Genomic DNA, 25207 nt, shown 5'->3' with positions numbered 1-25207 from the left:
GTATAAACTTAAATTAACTTTAAGGAAAACTAGCATAATTACTTTTGCTGAAAATTAATTTAGCAAAAAATAGATGGCAATAAATATTAAAAGGAGAAATTTTATAAAAAATACTCTTTTAGCAAGTGGAGGAATACTTTTTGCAGCAAACTTTATAAGTTGTAATAATGATGACCCTATAACAAACCCAATTCCTACTAATTTATCCGAAGAAAACTTTAATGAAGGCGTTGCAAGTTTCGATCCTACAAATTCTCAAGTAATTATTTGGACACGTTATACAACCAATAAACCATCGGCTTCAATAGTTTGGCAAGTATCAAAAGACAAAGAATTTAAAGATATTGTACGTGAATCGACAGTGATAACAGATGCTTCTCGTGATTATACATTAGCTGTTGAGGTAAAAGATTTAGCCGGAAATCAAAAATTATATTACCGTTTTATCAATATTGAAGACAAAACAACTTCTGTAATAGGGGAAACTTTAACTTTTGGAGCTAAAACTACCGATGTAAAATTAGCTGTAACTTCTTGTGCAAATTATGCTTACGGATATTTTAATGTTTATGAAGCAATCAACAAATCGGAAGCCGAAGTTGTAGTTCATTTGGGCGATTATATTTATGAATATGGCGAAAATACTTATGGCTCATTTAGAACGCCAAATCCAAAAGGTGAACTAATTTCTTTAGACGATTACAGAACTCGTTACCGTCAATATCGTTCAGATAGCAAGCTAAAAGATTTACACCAAAAGAAACCATTTATTTGTATTTGGGATGACCACGAAGTAGCAAACGATTCGTATAAAGGTGGTGCTGAAAATCATCAAGAAAACGAAGGAAGTTATACTGCTAGAAAAAATAGTGCTCTACAAGCATACAGTGAATATTTACCAAATACGACGAATATTGCGGATAATGAAATTATCTACAGAAATTTAAAAATAGGAAATTTAGTCGATTTAATTTTATTAGATACCCGAATTATAGGGCGTGACAAACAATTAGAATACGCTAATTTTTACACTTCAAAAGGAGAATTTGACGTTGCTTCTTTTCAAAAAGAATGGCTAAATCCTAACAGAACCATGTTAGGAACGACTCAAAAAACGTGGTTTACAAATCAAATAACATCATCAAATTCGAGTTGGCAAATTATAGGGCAACAAGTTTTAATGGGTAAAATGTTAATGCCTGCCGAATTGTTACCAATTTTAGCCCGTGTTTCTGCAGAAGCAGCAGCTGGAGGAGCATCGGCAGAGACTTTTGGTATTTTTCAGAAAGCTATTACCGAATTGGTGATTATCAAAACAAGATTTTTGAAAAAAGACCCAAGTTTAACCCCTCAAGAAATAGCCAGAATAAAAACCATTTTACCTTATAATTTAGACGCTTGGGATGGGTATTTTATGGAAAGAGAAGCGCTTTTAGCAAGCTTTAAAAATAAAAAAGTAGTTGTTTTAGCAGGCGATACTCACAATGCTTGGCAAAGTGATTTAACTAATGCAAGCGGTGAAAAAGTAGGCGTAGAATTGGCAACAAGCTCGGTATCATCACCAGGTTTAGAAAAGTATTTAGGCGCAGGAGCATTAGAACTAGAACAGGCATTACAGCTTTTAATAGATGATTTAAATTATAGTGATTTTTCAAAAAGAGGTTTTATGGAATTGCATATAAATCAAGCATCCGTAGTTTCAAATTGGAATTATGTAAATACTGTAACTAACGAAACCTACACCACAGAAATAGGGCATAGTGTAACGGTTTAAACATGTAAAGTAAAAGAATAACAATATTAAAAAGAGTTCCTTAAAATTTATTTTGAGGAACTTTTTTGTTTTTAAATATTTTTTTGAAGCAATTTCCCGCTTTCCGCACTCGCTTTTTTTATTTTTCAAAAGAAAAAAATAAAAAAGAGCTCAAACAATTGCTTCAATCGGGGCTAGGTTTTTTTACAACATATTAAAATTATATAAATAATGAAGCTTTTTATCTAAAGAATAAAATCGTATCATTGTGTTTAATAACAGTGTTTTTTTATGAAAAAAATAATGATGTGTCTTGCTTTTATTTCACTAATTAGTTGTGAAAATTTTGGCGAATTAAAAGTACTTATTAATTTACCAAAAAAATTAGAAGAAGTTTCAGGAATTGAACAAATAAAACATTCAAAATTACTTTGGATGCTTAATGATAGCGGAAATAAGTCTATTATTTATGGCGTTGATAACAAAGGTAAAATTATCCGTGAAGTTGCTGTAAATGCTAAAAATAACGATTGGGAAGATATTGCTTCTGATGAAAAAGGAAATTTATATATTGCCGATTTTGGAAATAATGATAACAAGCGTAAAAATTTAAAAATCCTTAAAATAAATCATCAAGATTTATTAGAAAAAGATATTGTTGATGTAGAAAAAATTAAGTTTTCGTATGCTTCACAAAATAATTTTCCTCCTAAAAAGAAAAAGCGTTTTTTTGATGCCGAAAGTTTACTATATAAAAACGGATTTTTATATATTTTCACTAAAAGCAGAGTTAAAAATAATTACGGAACAACAACATTATATAAAATTCCTGCTAAAAAAGGGAATCATGTAGCAAAGCGTATTTCAACTTTTGAAACTTGTAATGTTTTACCTTGTTGGATTACCGCAGCAGCAATATCTTCTGATGGAAAAAAAATAGCCTTATTAAATAGTCAATCGGTTTTTATATTGACTGATTTTATTGGTGATGATTTTTTCTCTGGAAATATTAAAGAATTTTCATTAGGGCATATATCTCAAAAAGAAAGTGTCACTTTTAAAGATAATAATACCCTTTATATTGCTGATGAAAAAGCACATGGAACAGGAGGGAAGTTATATGAGTTTTCGCTTAAATAAAGGAAAACAATAATAATAACCAGCCGATAACTAATAACAAACCGCCAAGAGGTGTAATTGGTCCTAAAAATTTCATTTTTTTTCCTTTTACTGAGGATAAAACTAATCCGTAAATACTAAAAGAAAATAGAATAATTCCTATAATAAAAGCCCAACTCATAAATTGATTTGGAGTAGGGAAATAACTTCCTATAAACAATAAAACAATAGCATGATACATTTGATATTTTACGCCTGTTTCAAACGAGTTTAATTGTTCTTCTGATAAAATTTTCTTTAAAGCATGTGCGCCAAAAGCACCAAAAATTACCGATAAGCCTCCAAATAAAGCTCCTGATATTAATACTATTTGTTGTGTAATCATATTATTATTATTAAAAATTAAAACCTAAAGAAAAAGCTATTTGTAAGCCTTCTTGGCTATTAAATGCAGAAACTTTAGCTGTCATCATATTTGCAGTATTAAAAAACATACCTCCACCAATAGAGGTATTCCATTTATCAGAATCCATATTTTTCATCCATACTTTACCATAATCAAAACCTCCGTAAATTCCAATATATAAAGGAACTAAACTTGTTTTTAAAGTGGTTAAATTTAGACGAATATCAGTACTATGATAAAAAGCATTTTTACCTGTAAAACGTTCGTTTCTATATCCGCGTAATCCGTTATTTGCTCCTAAACTAGCTCCTTGGTAAAACTCAAAATCATCACCAAAAGTAAGATGTCCTTTAAATTTTGTAGCAAGCACTAATTGACCGCTAGAAATTAGTTTGTAATCAAAAGAAATAGATGGAATTGTATATGCAAACTTGTTCTTATTACTCAAATTTGAAGTATAACCAACCTGTAACTCGGTTTTCATTCCCATAGTAGTAAAAGCAGGATTATCAGTGTTTTCAAAAGTATAACTAGCTTCGGCATTTAAAAAGTTTTGACGGTCAAAATTCATTGTTTGTGTTGTGATAAATCGACCAGAAGTTTCATCAATTTTAAATGATTGATAGTTAATTCCTAATTTTATTTCAGCAGCTAAATCACTTTTCCAATGAATAGAAGAACCTGCAATTAATTTTCTGATTTTAACTCGATTATAGTTTTTATCTTTAAGATTATCAGCCTCTAAGTTTATAGAATTATTTCCAAATCCGAAGAAGTTTATAGCATAATTAGGACTTGTGTACATTGCGTTAAATCCTAAATTCCAATTACCGATAATATTTGCAAATTCATTGGAATAATTTAATTCAAAACCATCGGTAGCAAAATAATATGCCCCAGAAATTTTATGCTGTGTTGTAAACGGATTTCTTTCAAAACCGTAAGTTGTATAGGTATTAGATACACCTATTTTAAAACCGTCATCAGGATTTGTACCAATAATAGGCACTAAAACATTGGTGTTATTCTTTAATTTTTTATAATCGTATATGTTTATTTCGTAATCGTTTGTTAATTTTTTACGTCCTTTATTGGTGATAAAAGTATTTTTCTTTGATTTATAATCGTAAATTTTTACTTTTTTACCATTTTTGATATTATAATTATTATTGTTTTGACCACCAATAATTCTAAGTTTAATTAGATTATCTCCATCACCTTTTACTACAAAAACATCATCATCATCTAAACCATATATCCATATTTCTTTAGTTTCAGAATGATTATAAGTTCTTTGATGAAAAACAGCTCCTTTTTCTCCTTTTTTAATTCTGTAGGCAGTAACGTTTGTTTGTCCGTTTGGCAATCGATTAATTTCAAACCAATCATCTTTATTAGTTCCTTTAATTACTTGAAATTTATTAATATGATTAAAATAAATATCAGATATTTTTTGTAGATTTTTTCTTCTTCCTTGTAATTTTTTCTTGATGATTTTAATTGTTTCACCTTGCACTTCATCAGGAAAATTATTGAAAGCTTCTGTTATAATTTCATCTGTAATTGTAGCTATAATATGTTTTACTTGAGTATCCCAAACTTTTTTATCTGACTGACTAATTAAAGACATATCTAAAGGATACGGCTCTAAATTAAACCATTTCGGACTTTTTAAATCTTCTTTATATGCTTTCATCAAGCGTAAATCAGGAGTTATTCTGGTAGCGATATTTAATAAAAAACCATCCCCCATAATAGAAAAAGCTTGATCTCTATCTCTAGGAACAGGGCGATAAATAGTGTGTTCATTTTCCTTAAAAACAGCCCAACGCCATTGGTCTTCGTGTCTGTCCCAATCGCCAATTAACATATCAAACAAACGAGCTTTTATATAAGCAGGTTCATCTAATATATGTTTTTCACTTTTAGCTAATTTTTTTAATAAATCATCCGTACTAATTATTTTATCAGAAAAACCAAAACTTGCTTTATCTCCATGACCAGAAGCGGCACGTTCTTCAATCATATATAATTCATCGCCAAATTCAGTATTAAAAGAACCCAATGCATTTTGTTTTGGAATATAATATAAAACAGGATTTGTATGATAAATTCCAGCAGCTTTAGATAGCGTTCCGATGGTAAAAGGTGCGTAAGGATGCGAGCCTGTAAATGCGTCTAATAATAAGTTTTCTGTATATGTATCATCAAATTGATCCTTTAAATATTGATCTTTAAAAGCAACTGCTTGTAAATATTGAACAGCATTTTTACGCAAAGCACGCATTACATATTCATGTCCTTTTTTATCGCGCAAGCGCAATGATTTAGATTGATTTCCACCACCTTTTCTAACAGGTCTTAATCCGCCAAAAAGAGTATCTAAATTTACAGTTGGTGCTGTTACTTTTGTTCCGAAATCTTTTCGATAACGTTTTCCCCAAAAATATTCGAATGCTTTTGTTTTTTTGACTTCCTTATCACTGTAAATACTAGCCGATTTTTCTTTAATATTTCGATAAGGATAGGTAATGAAATTCTTGTTTTTATCCGAAGGGAAAATAGTAGTTTGATAAACTACTTTATTTTCATTTACAGAATAAAAACGAACATTAGAACTTCCATCTTTATAAATATCTAATTGCGCAAAACCTTGACTTCCGTAAGTGAATTTTGCACCTCCAGCTAATTTAGTAGCACTACTTTTTGATCCTGAACCACTAATTATTTGTGGTAAATTATCTTCAACAATGTATTGTAAACTATGCTCGTGACCAGATACAAAAATGGTTTTTTCATTTTCTTGAGCTAAAGTTACAATGTGTTTTTTAAGTTCGTTATATTTTTTATTTTGTAAATCAACATTGGCAATACCAGTGGTTTTTCTTAGGATATTTTTTAATGTTCCTAAAACAGGAAGTGGGCTCATGTGACTTTTAAATGAATAATAACCACCGTGAGAACCATTGGTAAACATCGGGTGATGCATGGCAATAATTGTTGTTTTTCCTCTTGCTTTTTTAATTAATCCTTTAAATTCATCAAAGAATTTTTTCCGTGTTTTTATATTGCAATTATCATTTATTTTAGGATGATTATCCCAGTTAGTAACATACCAATGCGTATCGACAATAATTAATACGACATCTTTTGAAATACTTACTTTTTTTAATGGACAGCCATTTTCAGGTAAAAATGAGTTTTTTCCTACTGCTTTTTCAACTAATTTTTCTTGTCTTTTTAAGCCATCTAAACCGTTGTACCAATCATGATTTCCTGGGATAAAAATTGAGTTACCAGCAAATTTTTTAGCGATATCTGTTTGTACTTTAATTCGATGTTTTGCTAACGCATATTTTTTTAATTTTTGAGATGGAACGCCTGTTTCATAAACGTTATCACCTAAAAAAAGTAACGTAGAATTTTCAGAAACTGTATCAATATGTTTATTTAAATATTTTAATGCAGGCGATATTTTTCCTAAATCAGAATTTCCAGCATCACCAATTAAATAAAAAGTATGAGCGATTTTTTTATCAGAATTTAGCTTGTTTTTTTCTTTTTCAATATTTTTCACAACGTTTTTATCTGCATATTGAGCTTTAAAAGTTGCACAGCCAATAAGTAGATTAATGGTGAAAAAAAATAGTAAATTTTTCAACTTCATATTCTTCTTTATTATTCTAATTGATAAATAAAAAAATAACTTTAAGAACTACAACTTAAAGCAGAACAACCAACTTTATTACGAGCCCATTCTGGTCGTTTTGCAAACCATTTTTCGTGTTTTGGTTGCTCATCATAAGGGTTTTTTAACAACTCATATAATTCATCAATTAAATTATAATCACCTTTATTGGCATCATCAATAGCTAATTGTGCCATATAATTTCGCAATACATATTTCGGATTTACAGCATTCATTTTTTCTTTTCTTGCTGAATCAGAAAAAGTTTCTTGTTGTAATCTTTTTAAATAACGATGAAACCAATCTTGCCAATGATTTTTTATTTCATCTTTAACTTCGATAATCGTATAAAATGCAATTTTTATTTTATCAAAAGCAGTTTCAAAAGTATCATCTGAAGAAATTAAGGCTAAATTTCTAAAGAAAAGCGTCATGTCAGTTTCTGTTAATTGTAGCGTTTCTTCTAAGCGTCCAATTAATTCATAATCGTTAGCATCTTCAGAAAATAAACCGATTTTAGATGTCATCATTTCTAAATATTTCTTTTGATAAATATCAGTATATTCATCTAAAATTTCTTGTAAAGGCGGCGCTTCTTCGATAAGTGGAAACAAGGCATTTGCTAATTGAAATAAATTCCAAATACCAATTTGCGATTGATTTCCGTAACGATATCTTTTATGCTGATTATCGGTTGTATTTGGTGTCCAGCCAGCATCGTAGCCTTCTAACCATCCGTAAGGACCATAATCTATGGTTAATCCGAGGATAGACATATTGTCGGTATTCATAACGCCATGAACAAAACCAACACGTTGCCAATCGACAATCATTTCGATAGTTCGGTTTCTTATTTCGGTTAAAAAATCAAGATATTTTTGTTTTCCTTCGGATGTAATTTCAGGGTAAAAATGCTTGATTGTATAATCTGCTAATGTTTTTAAAGCAGGATGATTTTTTCTAGAGGATAAGATTTCAAAGCTTCCAAAACGGATAAAACTTGGTGCTAAACGGCTTACAATTGCGCCTTTTTCGTAGGCTTGATTTCCGTTGTATAACATATCTCTTAATACGTCATCACCCGATAAACTCAACGATAAAGCACGTGTTGTTGGAACGCCCAAATGAAACATAGCTTCGCTACATAAATATTCTCTTACCGATGAGCGTAAAACCGCCAAACCATCTGCAGTTCTTGAATATGGAGTTCCTCCAGCACCTTTTAATTGTATTGCCCAACGTTTATTATTGTGTACAACTTCGGTTAAATTGATTGCTCTACCATCGCCTAATTGCCCTGCCCAATTTCCAAATTGATGTCCGCCATAACACATCGCAAATGGATGCGTGTTTTCTAAGACTTTATTTCCTGTAAAAATATTTACAAAATCTTCTGATTTAGCATCTTTTTCAGTTAATCCAATTGCTGTTAACATTTCTTGGGAAACATGAAGTAACTTCGGATTTGCTGTTTTTTTAGGTTCAACAAACGAAAAACAAGCATCTAAAACTTGTCTTCGGTTATTTTCTAAAATTTTATCGGCAGGTAATTCTTTTGTAAAAGTATCTTGAATATTAAGCTTCATTATTTTTTGGATAAATGGATTGACAAAATTAAGGTAAATTACTTTAATTTATGAGCATGTAATTTCCGAAGTGTTGTTAATTTAGGCGAAATAACAAAACTACAATAACCTTGTGTTTGGTTTTGTCTGTAATAATTTTGATGTGCTTTTTCTGCCTCATAAAAAATAGTATATGAACTAACTTCGGTAACAATTTTATCTTCATAAAAAGGAGCAACTTCAGTTAAAACAATTTCTGAAATTTCTTTTTGAGCTTCATTATGATAAAAAATTACAGAACGATATTCAGTTCCTTTATCCGCCCCCTGCTGATTTAAGGTTGTCGGATTGTGAGTTGTCATAAAAATTATTAAAATATCTTGATACGAAATTATATTAGCATCAAAAGTAAGTTGAATTACTTCGGCATGTCCTGTTAATCCGCTACAAACTTCTCTATATGTTGGATGCCCAGGAACATTTCCGCCAGCATAACCAGAAACTACTTTTTCAATACCTTTTACTTCCTGAAAAACTGCTTCTGTACACCAAAAACATCCACCGCCTAAAGTGGCTATTTGTAAATTTTGATTAGTCATTAAATTGAATTATTTTAATTTTTATTTAAAATCATTGATTCCGAATTGATGCAATATCTTAAACCACTAGGTTCAGGACCATCAGGAAAAACATGTCCTAAATGTGCATCACAACTATTGCATAAAACTTCTACTCGTACCATTCCGAAAGTAATATCTCTATGGTATTTAATTGCATTTTCGGTAATTGGTTGGGTAAAACTTGGCCATCCAGAGCTTGAATCAAACTTAATAGTAGAATCAAATAAAGGAGTATCGCAACAAATACAGTTGTATTTTCCTTGATCATAAGCAGTACATAATTCTCCAGAAAAAGGACGCTCAGTTCCTTTTAAACGGGTAATTCTGAATTGTTCATCTGTTAATAATTCTTTCCATTTTTCTTCGGATTTTTCAACTCTTTTTATTGGTGTTGGGTTTCCGTTTACTGCAAAGTGAATAATATTTTTCCAAGTAAGCATCTTAAAATATTTTGGTGATTAATTGTAATAATTTGTTTTTTCTGTAATCTTATATATTGGTAGTAATAGAGTCGTTTTAATCTTGTCAAAATTACAATTAATAAGAGTAGAATAATATCCTTAATTTAGCAAAAAATCTTTTTGATGGAAAATTTATTAATTGAAGCTGAAAATTTTGTTGTTACTCTTTTAAATGAAAAATTAGATACTTCATTTATATATCATAATGTATTTCATACACAACGAGTAGTAGCAAAAACGAAAGAATTAATAAAAGAAGCAGAATTAACAACTGAATTATCGAATAGTTTACTGTTAACAGCATGGTTTCATGATACTGGTTATACAAAATCAATAGAAAATCATGAAGAAGAAAGTGTTAAAATAGCAACAGATTTTTTAAAAGAACAAGGTGTTTCTGAAGCTATTATTTTAGAAGTTTCACAATTAATTTTAGCAACAAAAATTTGTGAAAAACCGAAAACTGAATTAGAAAAAATAATTAAAGATGCTGATTGCGCTCATTTAGGAAGTAAAAATTTTAGCGATTATACATTATTATTAAGAAAAGAGTGGGAGCTGACTAAAGTAGTTGTTTTTTCTGATGAAAATTGGCTAGAAGAAAATATTAAATTTTTAACAAAACACCGTTTTTACACAGATTTTGCAGTTAAAAATTGGAGTAAAATAGCAAGTAAAAATTTAGCTGAATTATTAAAAAATCAACATAAAATACAGCAAGAAAGTAAGAAGTTACAATATAAAAAAGAGGAGTTAGCTTTTAAGAAAAACAAAGTAGAATTACCAGAAAGAGGTATTGAAACTATGTTTCGTGTTGCTTTAAGAAATCATATTACTTTAAGCGATATTGCAGATACGAAAGCAAATATTTTGTTATCAGTAAATGCTATTATTATTTCGATGAGTTTATCGACTTTAATTCCAAAATTAGATAATCCGACGAATCATTATTTAATAATTCCGTCGTTAATTTTTATATTGTTTACAGTTGCTTCTATTATTTTATCAATAATTGCCACCCGACCAAATGTAACACAAGGCAAATTCACTAAAGAAGATGTTGCTAATAAAAAAGTGAATTTATTATTTTTTGGAAATTTTCATCAAATGAATTTACCCGATTTTGAATGGGCAATGAATGAAATGATGAAAGATCGTGATTATTTATACGGTTCATTAACCAAAGATTTATATTTTTTAGGCTTAGTTTTAAATAGAAAATATAAATTACTAAGAACAACTTACACTGTTTTTATGATTGGTATTATTATAAGTGTACTTGCTTTTGTAGTGGCTTTTCAAATACAAGAAACAGCAAGTGTTTTATAAAATAAAAATCAGCAATTTCTATATTTAATACAGAAATTGCTGATTTTTAAGAATTAAATTCATTCATTAAAGTATCAATAGTAATTGTTTCTTTATCGTCAAAATTAGTTTGATAAATAACCGATACACGTAGCGCTTTTAAACCAGAAACTCCTTGTAAATCTTCTAATTGTAGCATTTCGACTTTGCCTAACAAATTTTTAGATTGTAGGTATTTAATATATTTTGAATATTCTTTAGCATCTTTATCTTGTGAATAAACAATGGCAATTTTACCAGGAACAGTAAGTCGTTCTTTCGTCCCTTTTATATGAGCTTTGTCGATTCTTTTTTTAATGATTTCATATCGAATGTTATAAGCTCCATCTACATCAAATTGTTTTTCATCCATTCTAAATTTAATAGATAAAGGTGTGCTATGAACCAATATTAAAGAAGCAACTTGTAAATCATGCTCCATAACTTTACGAGCTGTATTCGCTACGTTTTCCATTTCGGACATAACTTTCAATTGCCATAAACGAAGATTGTAAAGATATAATTCATCGAATTTTTTCTCTTTAGTTAAAGATTGCCCGATGTACATATTATATTCTACACCATCTGTTTTATAGCGTTCAAAATAATGCGGAAACATTGCTTGTGCATCTTCTTGTTTACAATCAATAAATTTTGCTAATTTATCATTTAATAAAGTAACGCTTTGTTCGTATGCTTTTCGTTTTTCGTAAACAACGTGTAAATTACTGTCTAAACGACTCATATAAGTATTTACAATAGCTGTTAAATTATTATTTAGCTCTTTTATATGTTTAAAAACAGGATAAATTTCACGTTTTAAAAAGTCTAAAATTCCAATTTCATCTCCAGCTTTTAAACCTGCATCAACATCTTTTAAATAATCATTTACCCGAAACATTAATTCATTATAAATAGGTAGTTTTTCAGAGATACATGCTTTTTTTAATACTGAAATAGCTAAGGTAAGTTGGGTAATTAAGTCTTCTTTAATAGCATCATTTCTAGCAAAAGAAGAGCCTTTTATATCTGATTGACCATACAAAGGATACACATCTTTAAAGACTATTTGTTCTATTTTTACATTTTCTTTTTTTGTGTAAATATCGGCTTGATATTGTTCGGCAGCTTCATAAAATTTCCATTTTACAGTTTGATGTAAAGAGGTGTAATGTTCTTGTATAGTGGCTTCTAAAATGTTTAAATATTCTTCTGATGAGCGATTAACAGCCACTTTAAAAACAGGAATAATATCTTTTAATTTTTGCTGATTTACAGAGTTTAATTCATACGGTCTTGGAGAAGCTATTTCTAATAATGCTAAGTCGTTATTGTTACTTGCTTTAATAGGAATTAATAAGATACTTCCAATATTTTGAGTTATTAACCTTTTAGAAAACTCATTTTCATTTGATGAATCGCCGTAATTTTTTGCATCAGATATGGCAATTATTTTTTGTTCTTTAAAAACTTTTGTAATTATATCGTTACAAAAAAAAGTGCTACATACTATTTTGTCTTCATTTTTAAATAAAAGGATGCTTTCCGTTCTTTTAATACGGGTTGATTTTAATGATAAATTAGAACTATCAAATACTGAAAAACCTACTTTTAAATCTTTAATATTATAGAATTCGCTTAATTCTTTTCGTAGTTTTTCAACAATAGTACCATCATCTTTTTGTAGTAAAGTTGTTCTTATTGATGAAATGTTTTCGTCGGCAGTAACATCAAATAAATTCATAATACCAAAGCCTTTAAAAATATAACTATTTGGCGGAAATTTTTCTTTCCAAATAGCGATATTATCATAACTATTTATAAGAATTTTAATATCGTCTTCAGTAATTTCAGGAGCATTCTCTGAACGAGTAATTTCCATAAAATCAGCATTAAAAGCGACTCTGTAATGTTTTATTAGCTCTAAGTTTTTATCAGGAATATCAAAAAAAAATGGACGTTTTAGGTCAATCGGTTGTTTGTAAACACTATTTAAAATAAAAGTACATGCCATAATGTACATTTTATCATCTTCAAAATCTCTAACTTTTAAAACATATTCTTCTCCAGCATTTTCAAGAATATTTTCAAGACGTTTTGTAAATTTAAACGATGTAAATGAAAAAGGAATAGTGGCTGCCTTAATTTCGTTCAATGTTAACATTTCAGGAAACAGTGTTTCTAGTAAAACATCAATAATATCCTCATGTTTTTTTAACAATGAAAGGTCAGAAAATCCGTTAATTAGTTCAGGATATTTTTCTACTTTTTTTATAATTATGTTAGCCGATGCATAAAAAGGATGTTCTTTTGCTGTGCTACTAGCATATTCTTTAAGCATATTATATATTTTCTTAAAACTAATATTTAGTTGTAAGGGCAGTTCAATATCTTTAAAGGCGTCTAGTTTTCTAATTTCCATGAAATTATTTTCTTAAATATGTTGCAAATTTATAAAATTGTAGGCAATTAATTTTTAGAAGCAATTTCCCGCTTTCCGCACTCGCTTTTTTTTGAAGAAAAATCAAAAAAAGAGCTCAAACAATTGCTTCAATCGGGGCTAGGCATTGTTACTAATTTAATATTTCATCAAATAAATTATGATAAAATAAGCACAAAAAAAAGTAGTTTTTTCAAAAAATGAAAAAACTACTTTAAGTATTTTTTAGACTAAAAATTATTTTTGTCTAAAATATATAATAATAGGAACTCCGTTAAAGTTATAATGCTGACGAAGTTGATTTTCTAAATAACGTCTGTACGGATCTCTAACATACTGCGGTAAATTTGCAAAAAATGCAAACTGTGGCGTGTATGTAGGTAATTGCATACAGTATTTAATTTTGATGTATTTTCCTTTAATTGCAGGAGGTGGATTTTGTTCTAAAATCTCTAACATCGTTTCGTTTAACTTACTTGTTTGAATACGACGTTTTCTGTTTTCAAAAACTTCAACAGCCGTTTCAATAGCTTTAAAAATACGTTGTTTTGTTAATACCGAAGTAAAAACAATTGGCACATCACTAAAAGGTGAAATTTGCTGTCTTATTTTTGCTTCAAAGTCACGCATGGTATTGGTTTCTTTCTCTACCAAATCCCACTTGTTAACAAGTATTACAATTCCTTTTTTATTCTTTTCAGCTAGCCAAAATATTTTTTCATCTTGTCCTTCAAAATCACGAGTTGCATCAATAACTAAAATAGCAACATCACAATGTTCAATAGCACGAACTGCACGCATTACAGAGTAAAATTCTAAATCTTCTTTTACTTTCGATTTTTTACGAATCCCAGCAGTATCTACTAAGTTAAATTCAAAACCAAAACGATTGTATTTCGTATCAATAGAATCACGCGTAGTACCTGCAATATTAGTTACGATATTTCTATCTTCACCAATTAAAGCATTAATAAACGACGATTTTCCTGCATTCGGACGTCCTACAATTGCAAAACGAGGAAGTTCATTTTGTTCTTCTTCTTCTTCAAAAGGAATTTCTTCAGCAACGGCATCTAATAATTCACCTGTTCCACTACCATTTATTGAAGAAATAGTGTGATATCCTCCTAAACCAAGGTTATAAAATTCAACTGCATCTGCATCACGCATCGCATTATCTACCTTGTTAACAGCCATAATAATAGGCTTTTTAACTTGGCGTAATATTTTTGCAACTTCAGCATCCATAGGAGTAATTCCTTGTTCAACATCAACAACAAAAATAATTATATCAGCTTCTTCAATAGCTAATTGCACTTGTTTACGTATTTCTCCTTCAAAAATATCATCAGATCCGACAACATATCCACCAGTATCAATTACAGAAAATTCCTTTCCGTTCCATTCAGATTTTCCGTAATGTCTATCTCTGGTTACTCCACTTACAGAATCAACAATCGCTTCACGACGTTGTACTAAACGATTAAATAAAGTGGACTTACCTACATTCGGTCTTCCAACAATGGCTACAATACTACTCATTATACTAAAATTTTTGCAAAGATACAACTTACCTTACTATTATGAGCTGAATTTTAAAGACTATAATTTTTAGTACATTGTAGCAGAATAACTTTATACTATGGATGATAAATTATATAATCAAATTTTTTTAAAGCCAAGGTTTCAAATTGATTTTCAAATGAATTCAGAAGTGCTACTTAATGAAATAAAAAAGCATTTATCTGATGAAACAACTTATAAAATGAAAGTGGTAGATAATCATGTAATTATTGATGTTCCTGATAAAGAAACTCATTTTTGGTCTCCTCAGTTACAGTTGGAAGTAGAGGAAGTTACAGAAACAACATCTAAAATAAAAGGGTTATTTGGTCCAAAACCACAAGTTTGGACTTTTTTTATGTTCTTACATTTCGTAATAGCGACTGCTTTTTTTATCTTCGGAGTTGTAGCTTATAGTAATTGGTCGCTAAAAAAAACAGCAATACTACCCATAGTAATGTTGGTTGTTTTACCAATTATATGGGTAGTATTTTATTTTGTAGGAACTTTAGGAAAGGCTACAGGTAAAAAGCAAATGGATGAATTAAAAAGTTTTGCTAAAATATTATTGATGAAAATAAATTAGTCTTTATATCCAAAACGTTTTAACTGTTTGTCGTTAGAACGCCAGTTTTTATTTACTTTAACATATAATTCTAAAAATACTTTTTTATCAAAAAACACCTCTAAATCTTTACGAGATTCTGTACCTACTCGTTTAAGCGCAGTACCTTTATGTCCTATAATAATTCCTTTTTGAGTATCACGTTCTACCATAATAACTGAACGGATTTTGATGATATTTTCTTCTTCAAAAAATTCTTCGGTTTCTACTTCAATAGAATATGGAATTTCTTTTTTATAGTGTGTTAATATTTTTTCACGTATTTTTTCATTGACAAAAAAGCGTTCAGGCTTATCTGTTAATTGATCCTTCGGATAAAAAGCAGGACCTTCAGGAAGTAATTCTATAATTTTAGTGAAAACAGAATCCACATTAAATTTTTCTAAAGCCGAAATTACATAGACAAAAGCATTTGGTACTTTATTTTTCCAGTATTCTATTTTTTCTTCAACTTCGTCTTGTGATGATTTGTCAATTTTATTTAATAATAAAATAACAGGAATTTCACTGTGGATTATTCTATTAAAAAAAGCTTCATTTTTTAATTCTTTTTCTCCAACTTCTACCATATAAATTAATACATCGGCATCATCAAACGCTGATTTTACAAAATCCATCATTGAATTTTGTAGTTCATAAGCAGGTTTTATAATTCCTGGAGTATCAGAAAAAATAACTTGATGATTATCATCATTTACAATTCCTAAAATACGATGTCTAGTAGTTTGTGCTTTAGCTGTAATAATTGATAATTTTTCACCAACTAAAGCGTTCATTAAAGTTGATTTCCCAACATTTGGGTTTCCGATGATGTTTACAAATCCTGATTTATGTGTCATTTGGCAAAGATAAGCTGTTTAAATTAGAAATTAATTTTTTTATAGTGCTGTTATTGTAGTAGTTAAAAAACATTTTACTTAAAAGTTTATTTTATTAGGTTAACTAGAATAAAAGAACGTATATTTGCACTCGAAATCGCGGGATAGAGCAGTAGGTAGCTCGTCGGGCTCATAACCCGAAGGTCACTGGTTCGAGTCCAGTTCCCGCTACTAAGCTCAAAAGCTTCACAGAAATGTGAAGCTTTTTTTATTTCTGTTAATTATAATAGTTTTCGAATACTTATAAAAACGAGAATCATTACAGAGTACCACAAGAAAAATGTAACAATGTATTCTTTTAAACCTAAAACTAATAGTAAACTTATAATTAGTAGTTGAAATCCAAGTCCGAAGGTAGATAAAGCTGTCATTAATAAATTAGGAAAGCGTTTTGTTTCTGGTGCATTTGAGTCTAATGCATAAATTGTTTTGTCAAATATTCCATATAGTGCTTTGTAAATTTTGAACAAAAGGTTTACATTTTTTTGTTTTTCTCCTTTTAAAGCTTTTGGTGTATTGTATTCAAAAATTCTACTTGTAGTATCGCCATTAACGTTGTTTCTTAGAATAACGTAATAGTAATTATATAGTGTTCCTTGTAATTGAATTGCTAAAAAGGCTAAAAAACTATAGACAAAAAAGGTATCTGTAATATACCATAGTGCTGCGAAAATAAAGAAGTTTAAAATAATATCAGCAACAGAATCAAGGTATCTACCTGTATGTGAAGGTGTTTTTTTTACTCTAGCTAGTTCTCCATCAGCTGCATCAAGTATCGATTTAAATAGTAAAAAAAAAGCAGCAGCCCAATAATAACCTAATAGTATACAGGCGATTCCCGTAACACCTGAAATGATAAACCATATAGTAACATCAATAGGAGTGTATGAAGTTTCTTTAATTTGATTAACTATTATTCTTGCTACTGGTCTTCCGTAGTCAGAAAGATCTATAAATTTATATTCTTTAGGTAATTTAGACATATTTTATTTTGAAAAATTTGAAAACTATATTGTTAATTAATTCTAAAAAGAGGTTTTATATTTTTAGTGGGCGACAAATATACGATAGCTTAATATATAATTGATATTAGTATTTCTTTTTTTGTTTACTCTTTTTGTATTTTTATTAAACAATTGTTTAGCTTTGCTGAATAGTCTTAAAAGTACTGACTGTATCTAATTTTTTAATAGTAAGAATATTTATACAGAGAAAATATGAAATCAAAAATAAAAAATATACAGATTAACAATGATAATATAATTAGTAATTTTTCTATTGATGATATAGGTGATGACCATATGTACACTGGTTTAGAAACTCCTATGAAAGCTGATGCTTTTTTGTTATCTGATCATCAAAAGAAAGAGAAAATTTCTGATTTATTTGCCCAAATAATGGATGTTATGGGTTTAGATCTTACAGATGATTCTTTAAAAGGTACTCCAAATAGGGTTGCCAAAATGTATATAGATGAAGTGTTTTCAGGACTTAACCCTGCTAATAAACCTAAAATTGCATTATTTGACAATAAATATCAATATAACCAAATGTTGGTTGAAAAGAATATTACTTTTTATTCTAATTGCGAACATCACTTTGTACCTATAATTGGTAAAGCACATATTGCGTATGTGTCTTCAGGTAAAGTTATTGGTATTTCTAAGTTGAATAGAATTGTACAATATTATGCAAAACGACCTCAGGTTCAGGAGCGTTTAACAAATCAGATAGCAACAGATTTAAAAGCTATTTTAGATACAGAGAATATTGCCGTTATTATTGATGCAAAACATTTATGTGTTTCATCTAGAGGAGTAAAAGATGATGCTTCTGCTACAGTTACTTCTTTTTATGGTGGCGTATTTAATACATCAGAGAAAATTACAGAGTTACAAAATTATTTAAATCAGTAGTTTTATTACTTTTTTCTGAATTTTATTTATCAATAATAATTAATCATTTGTATTAGAAAAAACGATGAAAAGAATATCAAAAGCAAAATTAACGGGAAGTGTTGTTATTAAAAAAAATCCCGAATCGATTTATAATATAGCAATCAATGGCCTAAATGGACAACCAATTTTGCTTTCAGCATTTAAAGGAAAGAAACTACTTTTTGTAAATGTTGCTTCTTCGTGTGGTTTTACCAAGCAATATAAAGAATTACAGGATTTAAGCGATAAGTATGCCGATAAACTTGTAGTTATTGGTGTTCCTTGTAATCAGTTTGGAAGTCAAGAGAAAGGAAATGCATCAGAAATTCAAGAGTTTTGTGAGTTGAATTTTGGAGTTACTTTTTTGCTAACAGAAAAAGTAGCAGTTAAAGGAAATTATCAGCATCCTTTATATAAATGGCTTACTTCTGAAGCTGAAAATGGAGTTAAAAGTTCGAATGTAAAATGGAATTTTCAAAAGTATCTAGTAGATGATACAGGACATTTTATTGATTATTATTACTCAACTACTACGCCAATGAGTTCAAGAATAACAATGCATTTATAATGGTTTTAGATAATATAACACTTTTAGTAGATTTTGGACTTGTTGTTTTAATTTGGATTGTACAACGTATTATATATCCAAGTTTTTTATATTATAAAACTTCAAAATTGCTTATTTGGCACACCAAGTACATGGCGCGTTTTAGTACTATTGTAATACCATTGATGCTTGGTCAATTGGTTCTTTCTATATATCAGCTTTTTATTGATATTAATAGTAATTCTCTTATAGTTTTTGGAATTATAGTATTATTATGGATGTCTACTTTTTTACAATTTGTACCGATACACACTCGTATTTCAAAAGGAATTGTTACTGAAGAAATGTTAAAAAAATTAGTGTATAAAAATTGGATACGAACTATTTTATGGACATTATTATTTTTATATCATTTTATAAATAATTTAATATTATCCATCGTAGTAATTTAGGTTTAAAAAAGTGTTTTTAAAGTCTGTCATTTTTTGGATAAATTTTTTATTTTCTTTATAATTTTTGTTCTTTTTAAATTGAATAAAATTTCCGTTAGCGTGTATGCTAAATGTTTCATTACTATATATAACAATGCGATAGTAAGGAATCACCCAAGAATAACGTCCTAGTTTATTAGTGAAATGAATTATAACTCCTTTTGGTCTTAATTCAATATTAGCATATTTTATGGCATATAATTCGTTGCCTTTAGGTTGTAGTTTAGTACTTAATTCTTTTATAATAAATCGACTAGATCCTACACCACCGATTTTAATTTTATCAAAAAAAGAAAAAGCTTTTCCTAGTTTTTGTTTACTTTCTGTAATGTAGTTTTTATTAGTATAAGTTGTATTAAATAACATTATTTATGGGTTTTTAATTTATATTTTAATGAGAAATAGCTAAATTTCTTAAATATTTTTCACCATTATTTATGTGTATTTGTTGTTTTTCGATAGGCATTTTATCAAACATACGTACGAGCATTCCTAATCTTGGATTTGATAAAAAGAAATTACGATGTATGTGCATAAACCTCCAAAATAGCCCATCCCAAACAGTTTGCCATTCTCCTTTTTTATAATTACTCATTTTAATGATGTAGTTACTACCACTTATATAAGGTTTTGTAGCTATTAATCCACCATCTGAAAACTGACTCATTCCGTAAATATTGGTAACCATTACCCAGTCGTAAGCATCAATAAAAAGTTCCATAAACCATTTATATACTTCATCAGGGTCAAATTCGCAAAGCATCATGAAATTACCTAATATCATTAAACGTTCTATATGATGACAATAGCCAGTTTGTAATACTTTTTTTATCGTTTTATCGATAGGAGAAATGCCTGTAGTTCCGTTATAAAATGAAGCGGGTATTTTCTTTTTAAATTCCCAAAAGTTAGTAGTGCGTTCTTCACTTCCTCTAGTTTCATAAACACCTCTTACAAACTCTCGCCAACCTATAATTTGTCTAACAAAACCTTCTGTAGAGTTAATTGGGATATTGTTTTCCTCTGCGTAGGTTAGACAGGTTTCTATAATTTCATTAGGCGTTATCAATCCTACGTTTAGCATAGGAGTTAATACACTATGATTAAGTATTGAATTTTCTGCAACAATAGCATCTTCGTATGTTCCAAATTCTAAAAATCGTTGTTCTAAAAACTGAATAAACCACTGTTTTGTGTTTTTAAAATCAGTTGGATATAATGAGTGTTCTGTTAAGTTTCCTAAGTTAGAAGAAAAGTGAGTTTGTACATATTGTATCGCTTCTTTATAATAACTATCTGTATTAGGAAATTGAATTGCAGGAGGTGTTTTTTTTGTAGGATATTTTTTTCTGTTTTCGGTATCAAAAGTCCATTTTCCACCTGTAGGTGTTCCGTCAGGTTCTATAAGTATATTACGTTTTTTTCGTTGTTCAGTATAAAAAGTTGTTTGATGGTATTTTTTTTTATCCTTTTTAAAGAAGCTTGTTAACTCTTCTTTTGTATTTATAAATAAAGGTGATTTGTATATTTTAGTTGTAATATTATTCTCTGAACATCCTTTTTTTATTCTTTTTTCAAGCCAATTATCTGTTGTATCTATATAATTAATCTGAGTAATATTTTTGTTTTTTAAATAAGGAATTAATATTCTTATATCAGAAATGGGGTTAATACTTTCAATATAATATATTTCGATATTTTTAATATTACTAATGTAATTGGCATAGTGCTTCATAGTGGCTCTATGAAATGCTATTTTTTGTTTATGAAAAGAGTATTGCTTAAAAAATAAATATTCTTCAATAATATATATACGAGTATTATTTTCAAAAATAGGAGAGTTTTGAAATAATTGATGAGGGAATACTAGATTAACTTGTTTCATTTTTTCTTTCGACAACGTTGACTGCAATATTTTACTTCATTCCAGTTTTTTTACCACTTTTTACGCCATGTAAAGGGTAGTTTACATACTAGACATATTTTTTGAGGGAGATGTTGCTTTTTCATTTTTTTAAATTCATAATTTTTTTTGCTATTACACTTTTTCCCATATTTGATCAACATTTAAATAAAAACTGCCTAATGAGTTAAAAGTACATTCTTCTGGTGCTATAATCGAAAGAAATGATTCACCATTATCTCTTTTATAAAGATGATAAATTTGTCCTATAATTGGTTCAAAAGTAAATTTTGCTTCAAAAATAAGTTTGTTGTATTCAAAATCTTCCATCATTTTATCATAGGCTACTTTTAACTCTAAGTACTGTGTAGCTACTTTATGATTTATTTTATTGATGCTTCTATTTTTCCAAGCCATACTATCTGTCGTTGTAATTACAGGTGCTCCAACAGATGTTGCGTAAGGTTTAAGATAGGCATCGTATTTTTGAGTTTCTGTATTAAAAACTACATTATCAGGTTTTTTATTTTTAGTCATTTTATAAAATGGTATTAATTAAGTTTTTCTATTTTTAGCATAACTTCTTCTGCTTCAAAACTTTTTTTATCACTCATTTTTCTATTTGTTGTAGATAGTGTATGTGCTTCTTTTAAAAGTTTTTCATATTGATATTGAAGTTTTTCTTTTTCTGTTTTCTTTTTAAATATTCCAAACATTTTTTATTAGGTTTTATAGTTATATTTCTGATTAATTATTTTATAAAGATAATAAATGTTTAATTAATTTTATAATTTGTTAAACAAAACATCAGGGTAAATAGTTTCTAATGATGTAAACTATTGTTAGACTGCTTTTTTACGCTTTTATTTTTATCAAAAAAAAATATTTAAAAAAACTGTATTTATTAGGTTAACTAGAATAAAAGAACGTATATTTGCACTCGAAATCGCGGGATAGAGCAGTAGGTAGCTCGTCGGGCTCATAACCCGAAGGTCACTGGTTCGAGTCCAGTTCCCGCTACTAAACTCAAAAGCTTCACAGAAATGTGAAGCTTTTTTTGTGCGTAAAATAAAATAAATAAAAAACATTTTTTTTATTACGTAATAGAAAAAGGTTGTATATTTGCACTCACAAATCGCGGGATAGAGCAGTAGGTAGCTCGTCGGGCTCATAACCCGAAGGTCACTGGTTCGAGTCCAGTTCCCGCTACTATAAAAAGAGTAATCAGCAATGATTACTCTTTTTTTTTGTTAAATTTTCAAAATAACTGCAAATTTTTTTTTGATGTAATCGTATTTGATGTAGAAAGATGTTATTTTTACAGAAAATATCAATACAACTATTAATTAAATGATAATGAGGGAATTACTGACAATCGCAATATTTTTCGTAAGTGTTTTTTCTTACGGACAAATGGATAACCCTGTAAAATGGACTACTGCAGTAGAAAAAATATCAGAAGAAGAAATTGAATTAATAGCGATAGTAACTCTAGAGGATGAATGGCATATTTATTCTCAAAAAATGGAAGAAGGAGGTCCTGTAGCAACTTCGTTCTCTTTTAGAGGAGATCAACGTTATATTAAAAAAGGAAATACTGAAGAGGAAGAAGGGCATATTGTAAATGATGAAATATTTGCAATGAGTATTAAGTATTTTAATAATACAGCAGTATTTAAACAACGAATTAGATTAAATACAAATGAAAAATTTATCATAAAAGGAACTGTTGAATATATGGTTTGTTCTAATGAAAGTTGTTTGCCTCCTGAAGAGGTAGCTTTGTCTTTTCAAGTTAATTAACCCCCATAATAAATTTATATGAAAAAAATATGCATATTTTTTGTCTTATTGATAAACTTATCAGTAACAGCTCAGATATTTAATCCTATTCAATGGAAGACCAAAGTAGAAAAGATAACTGATTCAAAATATAAATTAATTACAGAAGCTACAATTAAAGAGAGTTGGAGCTTATATTCTCAAGAAGTACCTAAAGGAGGGCCAATTCCGACAACTTTTTTTTATAATGATAAAGAAAATAAGATAAAATTAATAGGAAAGACAGAAGAACCTAAAGGAAAAATTAAGTTTACAAAACTATTTAATGACGAAGGAATGTCTATTAAGTCATTTGCTTATAAAGCAGTTTTTAAGCAAGAAATAGACTTAACTGATCCTACTGTAAAAACAATTAATGCTTTTGTCGAATTTATTGCTTGTACAGATGAGCAATGTTTACCTCCAAAAGAAATCGATTTAGTTTTTGATTTAACGAAAGCTATTGTAAAAAAACAAAATATTTCAGAGGTTAATAAATCAACTAATACTAATAAGAAAGATAAAAAAGGAATGATAGCTATCTTTTTTATTGCTTTTTTATCAGGATTTGCAGCTTTGTTAACGCCTTGTGTTTTTCCAATGATTCCAATGACAGTAAGCTTTTTTACCAAACAAAGTAAAAGTAAAGCTGAAGGAATTAGAAATGCTATTATTTATGGAGTATCAATAATTGGAATATATGTATTATTAGGAAGTGTAGTAACGGGTATTTTTGGTGCCGATGCTTTAAATGCGTTGTCAACAAATGTATGGTTTAATGTCGCTTTCTTTTTGATATTAGTAATTTTTGCAGTATCATTTTTAGGTGCTTTTGAAATAACATTGCCAAGTTCTTGGGCTACTAAAGTAGATTCTCAAGCAGATAGAGGTGGTTTAATTGGTATCTTTTTTATGGCATTGGCTTTAGCAATTGTATCGTTTTCATGTACAGGACCAATTGTAGGAACATTATTAGTAGAGTCTGCATCAAAAGGAGGTATCGCACCTATTGTTGGTATGTTAGGTTTTTCTTCAGCAATAGCAATACCATTTGCATTATTTGCAATGTTTCCAGGTTGGTTAAATTCATTACCAAAATCGGGTGGATGGTTAAATACAGTAAAAGTAGTTTTAGGATTTTTAGAATTAGCCTTGGCTTTTAAATTTTTATCGAATGCCGATTTAGTTTTACAATTACATTTATTTGAAAGAGAAGTTTTTATTGCTATTTGGATAGCAATATTCGGAGCTTTAGCATTGTATTTATTAGGTAAAATTAAGTTACCACATGATGATTCTCAAACTCATATTTCTGTAGGAAGATTATTTTTAGCTTTAATTGTAGGAGCTTTTACTATATATATGTTACCAGGTTTATGGGGTGCACCTTTAAATTTAATTAGTGCTTTTCCTCCGCCACAACATTATAGTGAATCGCCATACGGAGTAGGGTTTACTAAGAAAAATACACAGGTTGTTTCAGTTATTAATTCTGAAAAAACACATACAGGTTTACCAGAAGGAGCACATTTAATGCCTCCTCATGATATTATTTCTTTTCATGATTATGATAAAGGATTGGCCTACGCTAAAAAAGTAGGAAAACCTGTTATGATTGATTTTACAGGTCATGCTTGTGTAAATTGTAGAAAAATGGAACAAAACGTTTGGGTAAAACCTAATGTTTTAGATGTATTAAAAACCAAAGTAGTTTTAATTTCTTTGTATGTTGATGATAAAAGAAAGTTAAAAGATGATGAGGTTGTTGAGTCTAAATTAAACCTAGGAAAAAAGTTAAAGTATATAGGTCAAAAGTGGAGCGAATTACAAACTATAAAGTATAAAGCAAATACGCAACCTTTTTATGTATTAATGGCGCATGACGAATCTAATTTAATTGATCCAGTTTCTTATACACCAGATCCTGCTGAATATTATAATTGGTTATCAGAAGGAATCTCAAATTTTAAAAAATAGTAATACATTATTTTAAAAATACTATAAAATAAAAAACACTTTAGATATTTCTAAAGTGTTTTTTTG

Annotated in this window: 22 protein-coding genes, 3 tRNA genes and 1 pseudogene; 12 read left to right on the top strand and 14 right to left on the bottom strand. The window is 28.9% G+C overall.

The window, feature by feature from the left end:
• Positions 1–73: 73 nt before the first annotated feature.
• Positions 74–1774, top strand: coding sequence for an alkaline phosphatase D family protein (locus AB0T67_RS05795; RefSeq protein ID WP_369219520.1), 1701 nt, complete (start codon positions 74–76; stop codon positions 1772–1774).
• A gap of 270 nt (positions 1775–2044) precedes the next feature.
• Positions 2045–2893 (top strand): hypothetical protein, encoded by an 849-nt coding sequence (locus AB0T67_RS05790; protein ID WP_369219519.1) that lies wholly within the window; start codon positions 2045–2047, stop codon positions 2891–2893.
• Here AB0T67_RS05790 and AB0T67_RS05785 read toward each other — a convergent pair.
• Genes AB0T67_RS05785 through msrB form a run of 5 tightly spaced genes read right to left on the bottom strand, consistent with a single transcriptional unit; the run spans position 2886 to position 9591 of the window.
• Positions 2886–3257, bottom strand: a complete 372-nt coding sequence (locus AB0T67_RS05785) for a DUF423 domain-containing protein (RefSeq protein ID WP_369219518.1) — start codon at positions 3255–3257, stop codon at positions 2886–2888. The two genes, AB0T67_RS05790 and AB0T67_RS05785, sit on opposite strands and share 8 nt — an antisense overlap.
• Before the next feature lie 10 nt (positions 3258–3267).
• On the bottom strand, positions 3268–6945 hold the full coding sequence (locus AB0T67_RS05780) for a metallophosphoesterase (RefSeq protein WP_369219517.1): 3678 nt from the start codon (positions 6943–6945) through the stop codon (positions 3268–3270).
• Between the two features lie 41 nt (positions 6946–6986).
• Positions 6987–8552, bottom strand: a complete 1566-nt coding sequence (locus tag AB0T67_RS05775) for a protein adenylyltransferase SelO (RefSeq protein ID WP_369219516.1) — start codon at positions 8550–8552, stop codon at positions 6987–6989.
• Between the two features lie 38 nt (positions 8553–8590).
• Positions 8591–9130, bottom strand: a complete 540-nt coding sequence (msrA, locus tag AB0T67_RS05770) for a peptide-methionine (S)-S-oxide reductase MsrA (protein WP_369219515.1) — start codon at positions 9128–9130, stop codon at positions 8591–8593.
• Positions 9131–9144: 14 nt separating this feature from the next.
• Positions 9145–9591 carry a peptide-methionine (R)-S-oxide reductase MsrB gene (msrB, locus tag AB0T67_RS05765; protein WP_369219514.1) on the bottom strand — a complete coding sequence of 149 codons (447 nt, stop codon included), beginning with the start codon at positions 9589–9591 and terminating at the stop codon, positions 9145–9147.
• 144 nt (positions 9592–9735) lie between these two features.
• On the opposite strand from msrB, the gene AB0T67_RS05760 reads away from it, so the two are divergent.
• Positions 9736–10941, top strand: coding sequence for a Pycsar system effector family protein (locus AB0T67_RS05760; RefSeq protein WP_369219513.1), 1206 nt, complete (start codon positions 9736–9738; stop codon positions 10939–10941).
• Between the two features lie 46 nt (positions 10942–10987).
• Here AB0T67_RS05760 and AB0T67_RS05755 read toward each other — a convergent pair whose 3' ends face one another.
• Positions 10988–13381 carry a GAF domain-containing protein gene (locus tag AB0T67_RS05755; RefSeq protein WP_369219512.1) on the bottom strand — a complete coding sequence of 798 codons (2394 nt, stop codon included), beginning with the start codon at positions 13379–13381 and terminating at the stop codon, positions 10988–10990.
• A gap of 255 nt (positions 13382–13636) precedes the next feature.
• Positions 13637–14941: a ribosome biogenesis GTPase Der gene (gene der, locus AB0T67_RS05750; RefSeq protein ID WP_271231406.1), complete on the bottom strand. Its 1305-nt coding sequence runs from the start codon at positions 14939–14941 to the stop codon at positions 13637–13639.
• 100 nt (positions 14942–15041) lie between these two features.
• On the opposite strand from der, the gene AB0T67_RS05745 reads away from it, so the two are divergent.
• Entirely contained in the window at positions 15042–15548 is a 507-nt protein-coding gene (locus AB0T67_RS05745; RefSeq protein WP_271231407.1) for a GTP-binding protein, read from the top strand.
• Here AB0T67_RS05745 and era read toward each other — a convergent pair.
• The gene (era, locus tag AB0T67_RS05740) at positions 15545–16426 is read right to left on the bottom strand and encodes a GTPase Era (protein ID WP_369219511.1); all 882 of its coding nucleotides are present in this window, start codon (positions 16424–16426) and stop codon (positions 15545–15547) included. The two genes, AB0T67_RS05745 and era, sit on opposite strands and share 4 nt — an antisense overlap.
• Before the next feature lie 137 nt (positions 16427–16563).
• Here era and AB0T67_RS05735 point away from each other — a divergent pair.
• Positions 16564–16636: transfer RNA gene (locus AB0T67_RS05735), tRNA-Met, on the top strand.
• Positions 16637–16686: 50 nt separating this feature from the next.
• Here AB0T67_RS05735 and AB0T67_RS05730 read toward each other — a convergent pair.
• Complete coding sequence (locus AB0T67_RS05730) at positions 16687–17448, bottom strand: CDP-alcohol phosphatidyltransferase family protein (RefSeq protein WP_271231409.1); 762 nt, start codon at positions 17446–17448, stop codon at positions 16687–16689.
• Between the two features lie 234 nt (positions 17449–17682).
• On the opposite strand from AB0T67_RS05730, the gene folE reads away from it, so the two are divergent.
• From folE to AB0T67_RS05715, 3 genes are all read left to right on the top strand, one after another.
• Entirely contained in the window at positions 17683–18381 is a 699-nt protein-coding gene (gene folE, locus AB0T67_RS05725; RefSeq protein WP_369219510.1) for a GTP cyclohydrolase I FolE, read from the top strand.
• 64 nt (positions 18382–18445) lie between these two features.
• Positions 18446–18970: a glutathione peroxidase gene (locus AB0T67_RS05720; protein WP_369219509.1), complete on the top strand. Its 525-nt coding sequence runs from the start codon at positions 18446–18448 to the stop codon at positions 18968–18970.
• A complete protein-coding gene (locus tag AB0T67_RS05715) occupies positions 18970–19401 on the top strand; it encodes a hypothetical protein (RefSeq protein ID WP_369219508.1) in 432 nt (143 codons plus the stop codon). Before AB0T67_RS05720 ends, AB0T67_RS05715 begins: the two co-directional genes overlap by 1 nt.
• Here AB0T67_RS05715 and AB0T67_RS05710 read toward each other — a convergent pair.
• From AB0T67_RS05710 to AB0T67_RS05690, 5 genes and pseudogenes are all read right to left on the bottom strand, one after another.
• Complete coding sequence (locus tag AB0T67_RS05710) at positions 19381–19806, bottom strand: hypothetical protein (RefSeq protein ID WP_369219507.1); 426 nt, start codon at positions 19804–19806, stop codon at positions 19381–19383. The genes AB0T67_RS05715 and AB0T67_RS05710 overlap by 21 nt on opposite strands.
• 25 nt (positions 19807–19831) lie before the next feature.
• On the bottom strand, positions 19832–21325 hold the full coding sequence (locus AB0T67_RS05705; protein WP_369219506.1) for a cryptochrome/photolyase family protein: 1494 nt from the start codon (positions 21323–21325) through the stop codon (positions 19832–19834).
• A 53-nt stretch (positions 21326–21378) separates the two neighbouring features.
• A pseudogene (locus AB0T67_RS12310) lies at positions 21379–21450 on the bottom strand (DUF2256 domain-containing protein); the annotation flags it as partial.
• Positions 21451–21478: 28 nt separating this feature from the next.
• Entirely contained in the window at positions 21479–21880 is a 402-nt protein-coding gene (locus AB0T67_RS05695; protein WP_369219505.1) for a DUF2452 domain-containing protein, read from the bottom strand.
• A 14-nt stretch (positions 21881–21894) separates the two neighbouring features.
• Positions 21895–22059, bottom strand: coding sequence for a Lacal_2735 family protein (locus AB0T67_RS05690; protein ID WP_271231416.1), 165 nt, complete (start codon positions 22057–22059; stop codon positions 21895–21897).
• 231 nt (positions 22060–22290) lie between these two features.
• Between AB0T67_RS05690 and AB0T67_RS05685 the strand changes: the two genes are divergently transcribed.
• From AB0T67_RS05685 to AB0T67_RS05670, 4 genes are all read left to right on the top strand, one after another.
• Positions 22291–22363: transfer RNA gene (locus AB0T67_RS05685), tRNA-Met, on the top strand.
• 116 nt (positions 22364–22479) lie between these two features.
• Positions 22480–22552 (top strand) — tRNA-Met (locus AB0T67_RS05680).
• 147 nt (positions 22553–22699) lie between these two features.
• Positions 22700–23146: a protein-disulfide reductase DsbD domain-containing protein gene (locus AB0T67_RS05675; protein ID WP_271231417.1), complete on the top strand. Its 447-nt coding sequence runs from the start codon at positions 22700–22702 to the stop codon at positions 23144–23146.
• Positions 23147–23164: 18 nt separating this feature from the next.
• Positions 23165–25141, top strand: a complete 1977-nt coding sequence (locus AB0T67_RS05670; RefSeq protein ID WP_369219504.1) for a protein-disulfide reductase DsbD family protein — start codon at positions 23165–23167, stop codon at positions 25139–25141.
• Positions 25142–25207: the final 66 nt, after the last annotated feature.

Source organism: Tenacibaculum salmonis, from assembly GCF_041053065.1.
GTDB classification, from domain to species: Bacteria; Bacteroidota; Bacteroidia; order Flavobacteriales; family Flavobacteriaceae; genus Polaribacter; species Polaribacter pacificus_A.
This window is presented reverse-complemented; position numbering and strand designations above follow the sequence as displayed.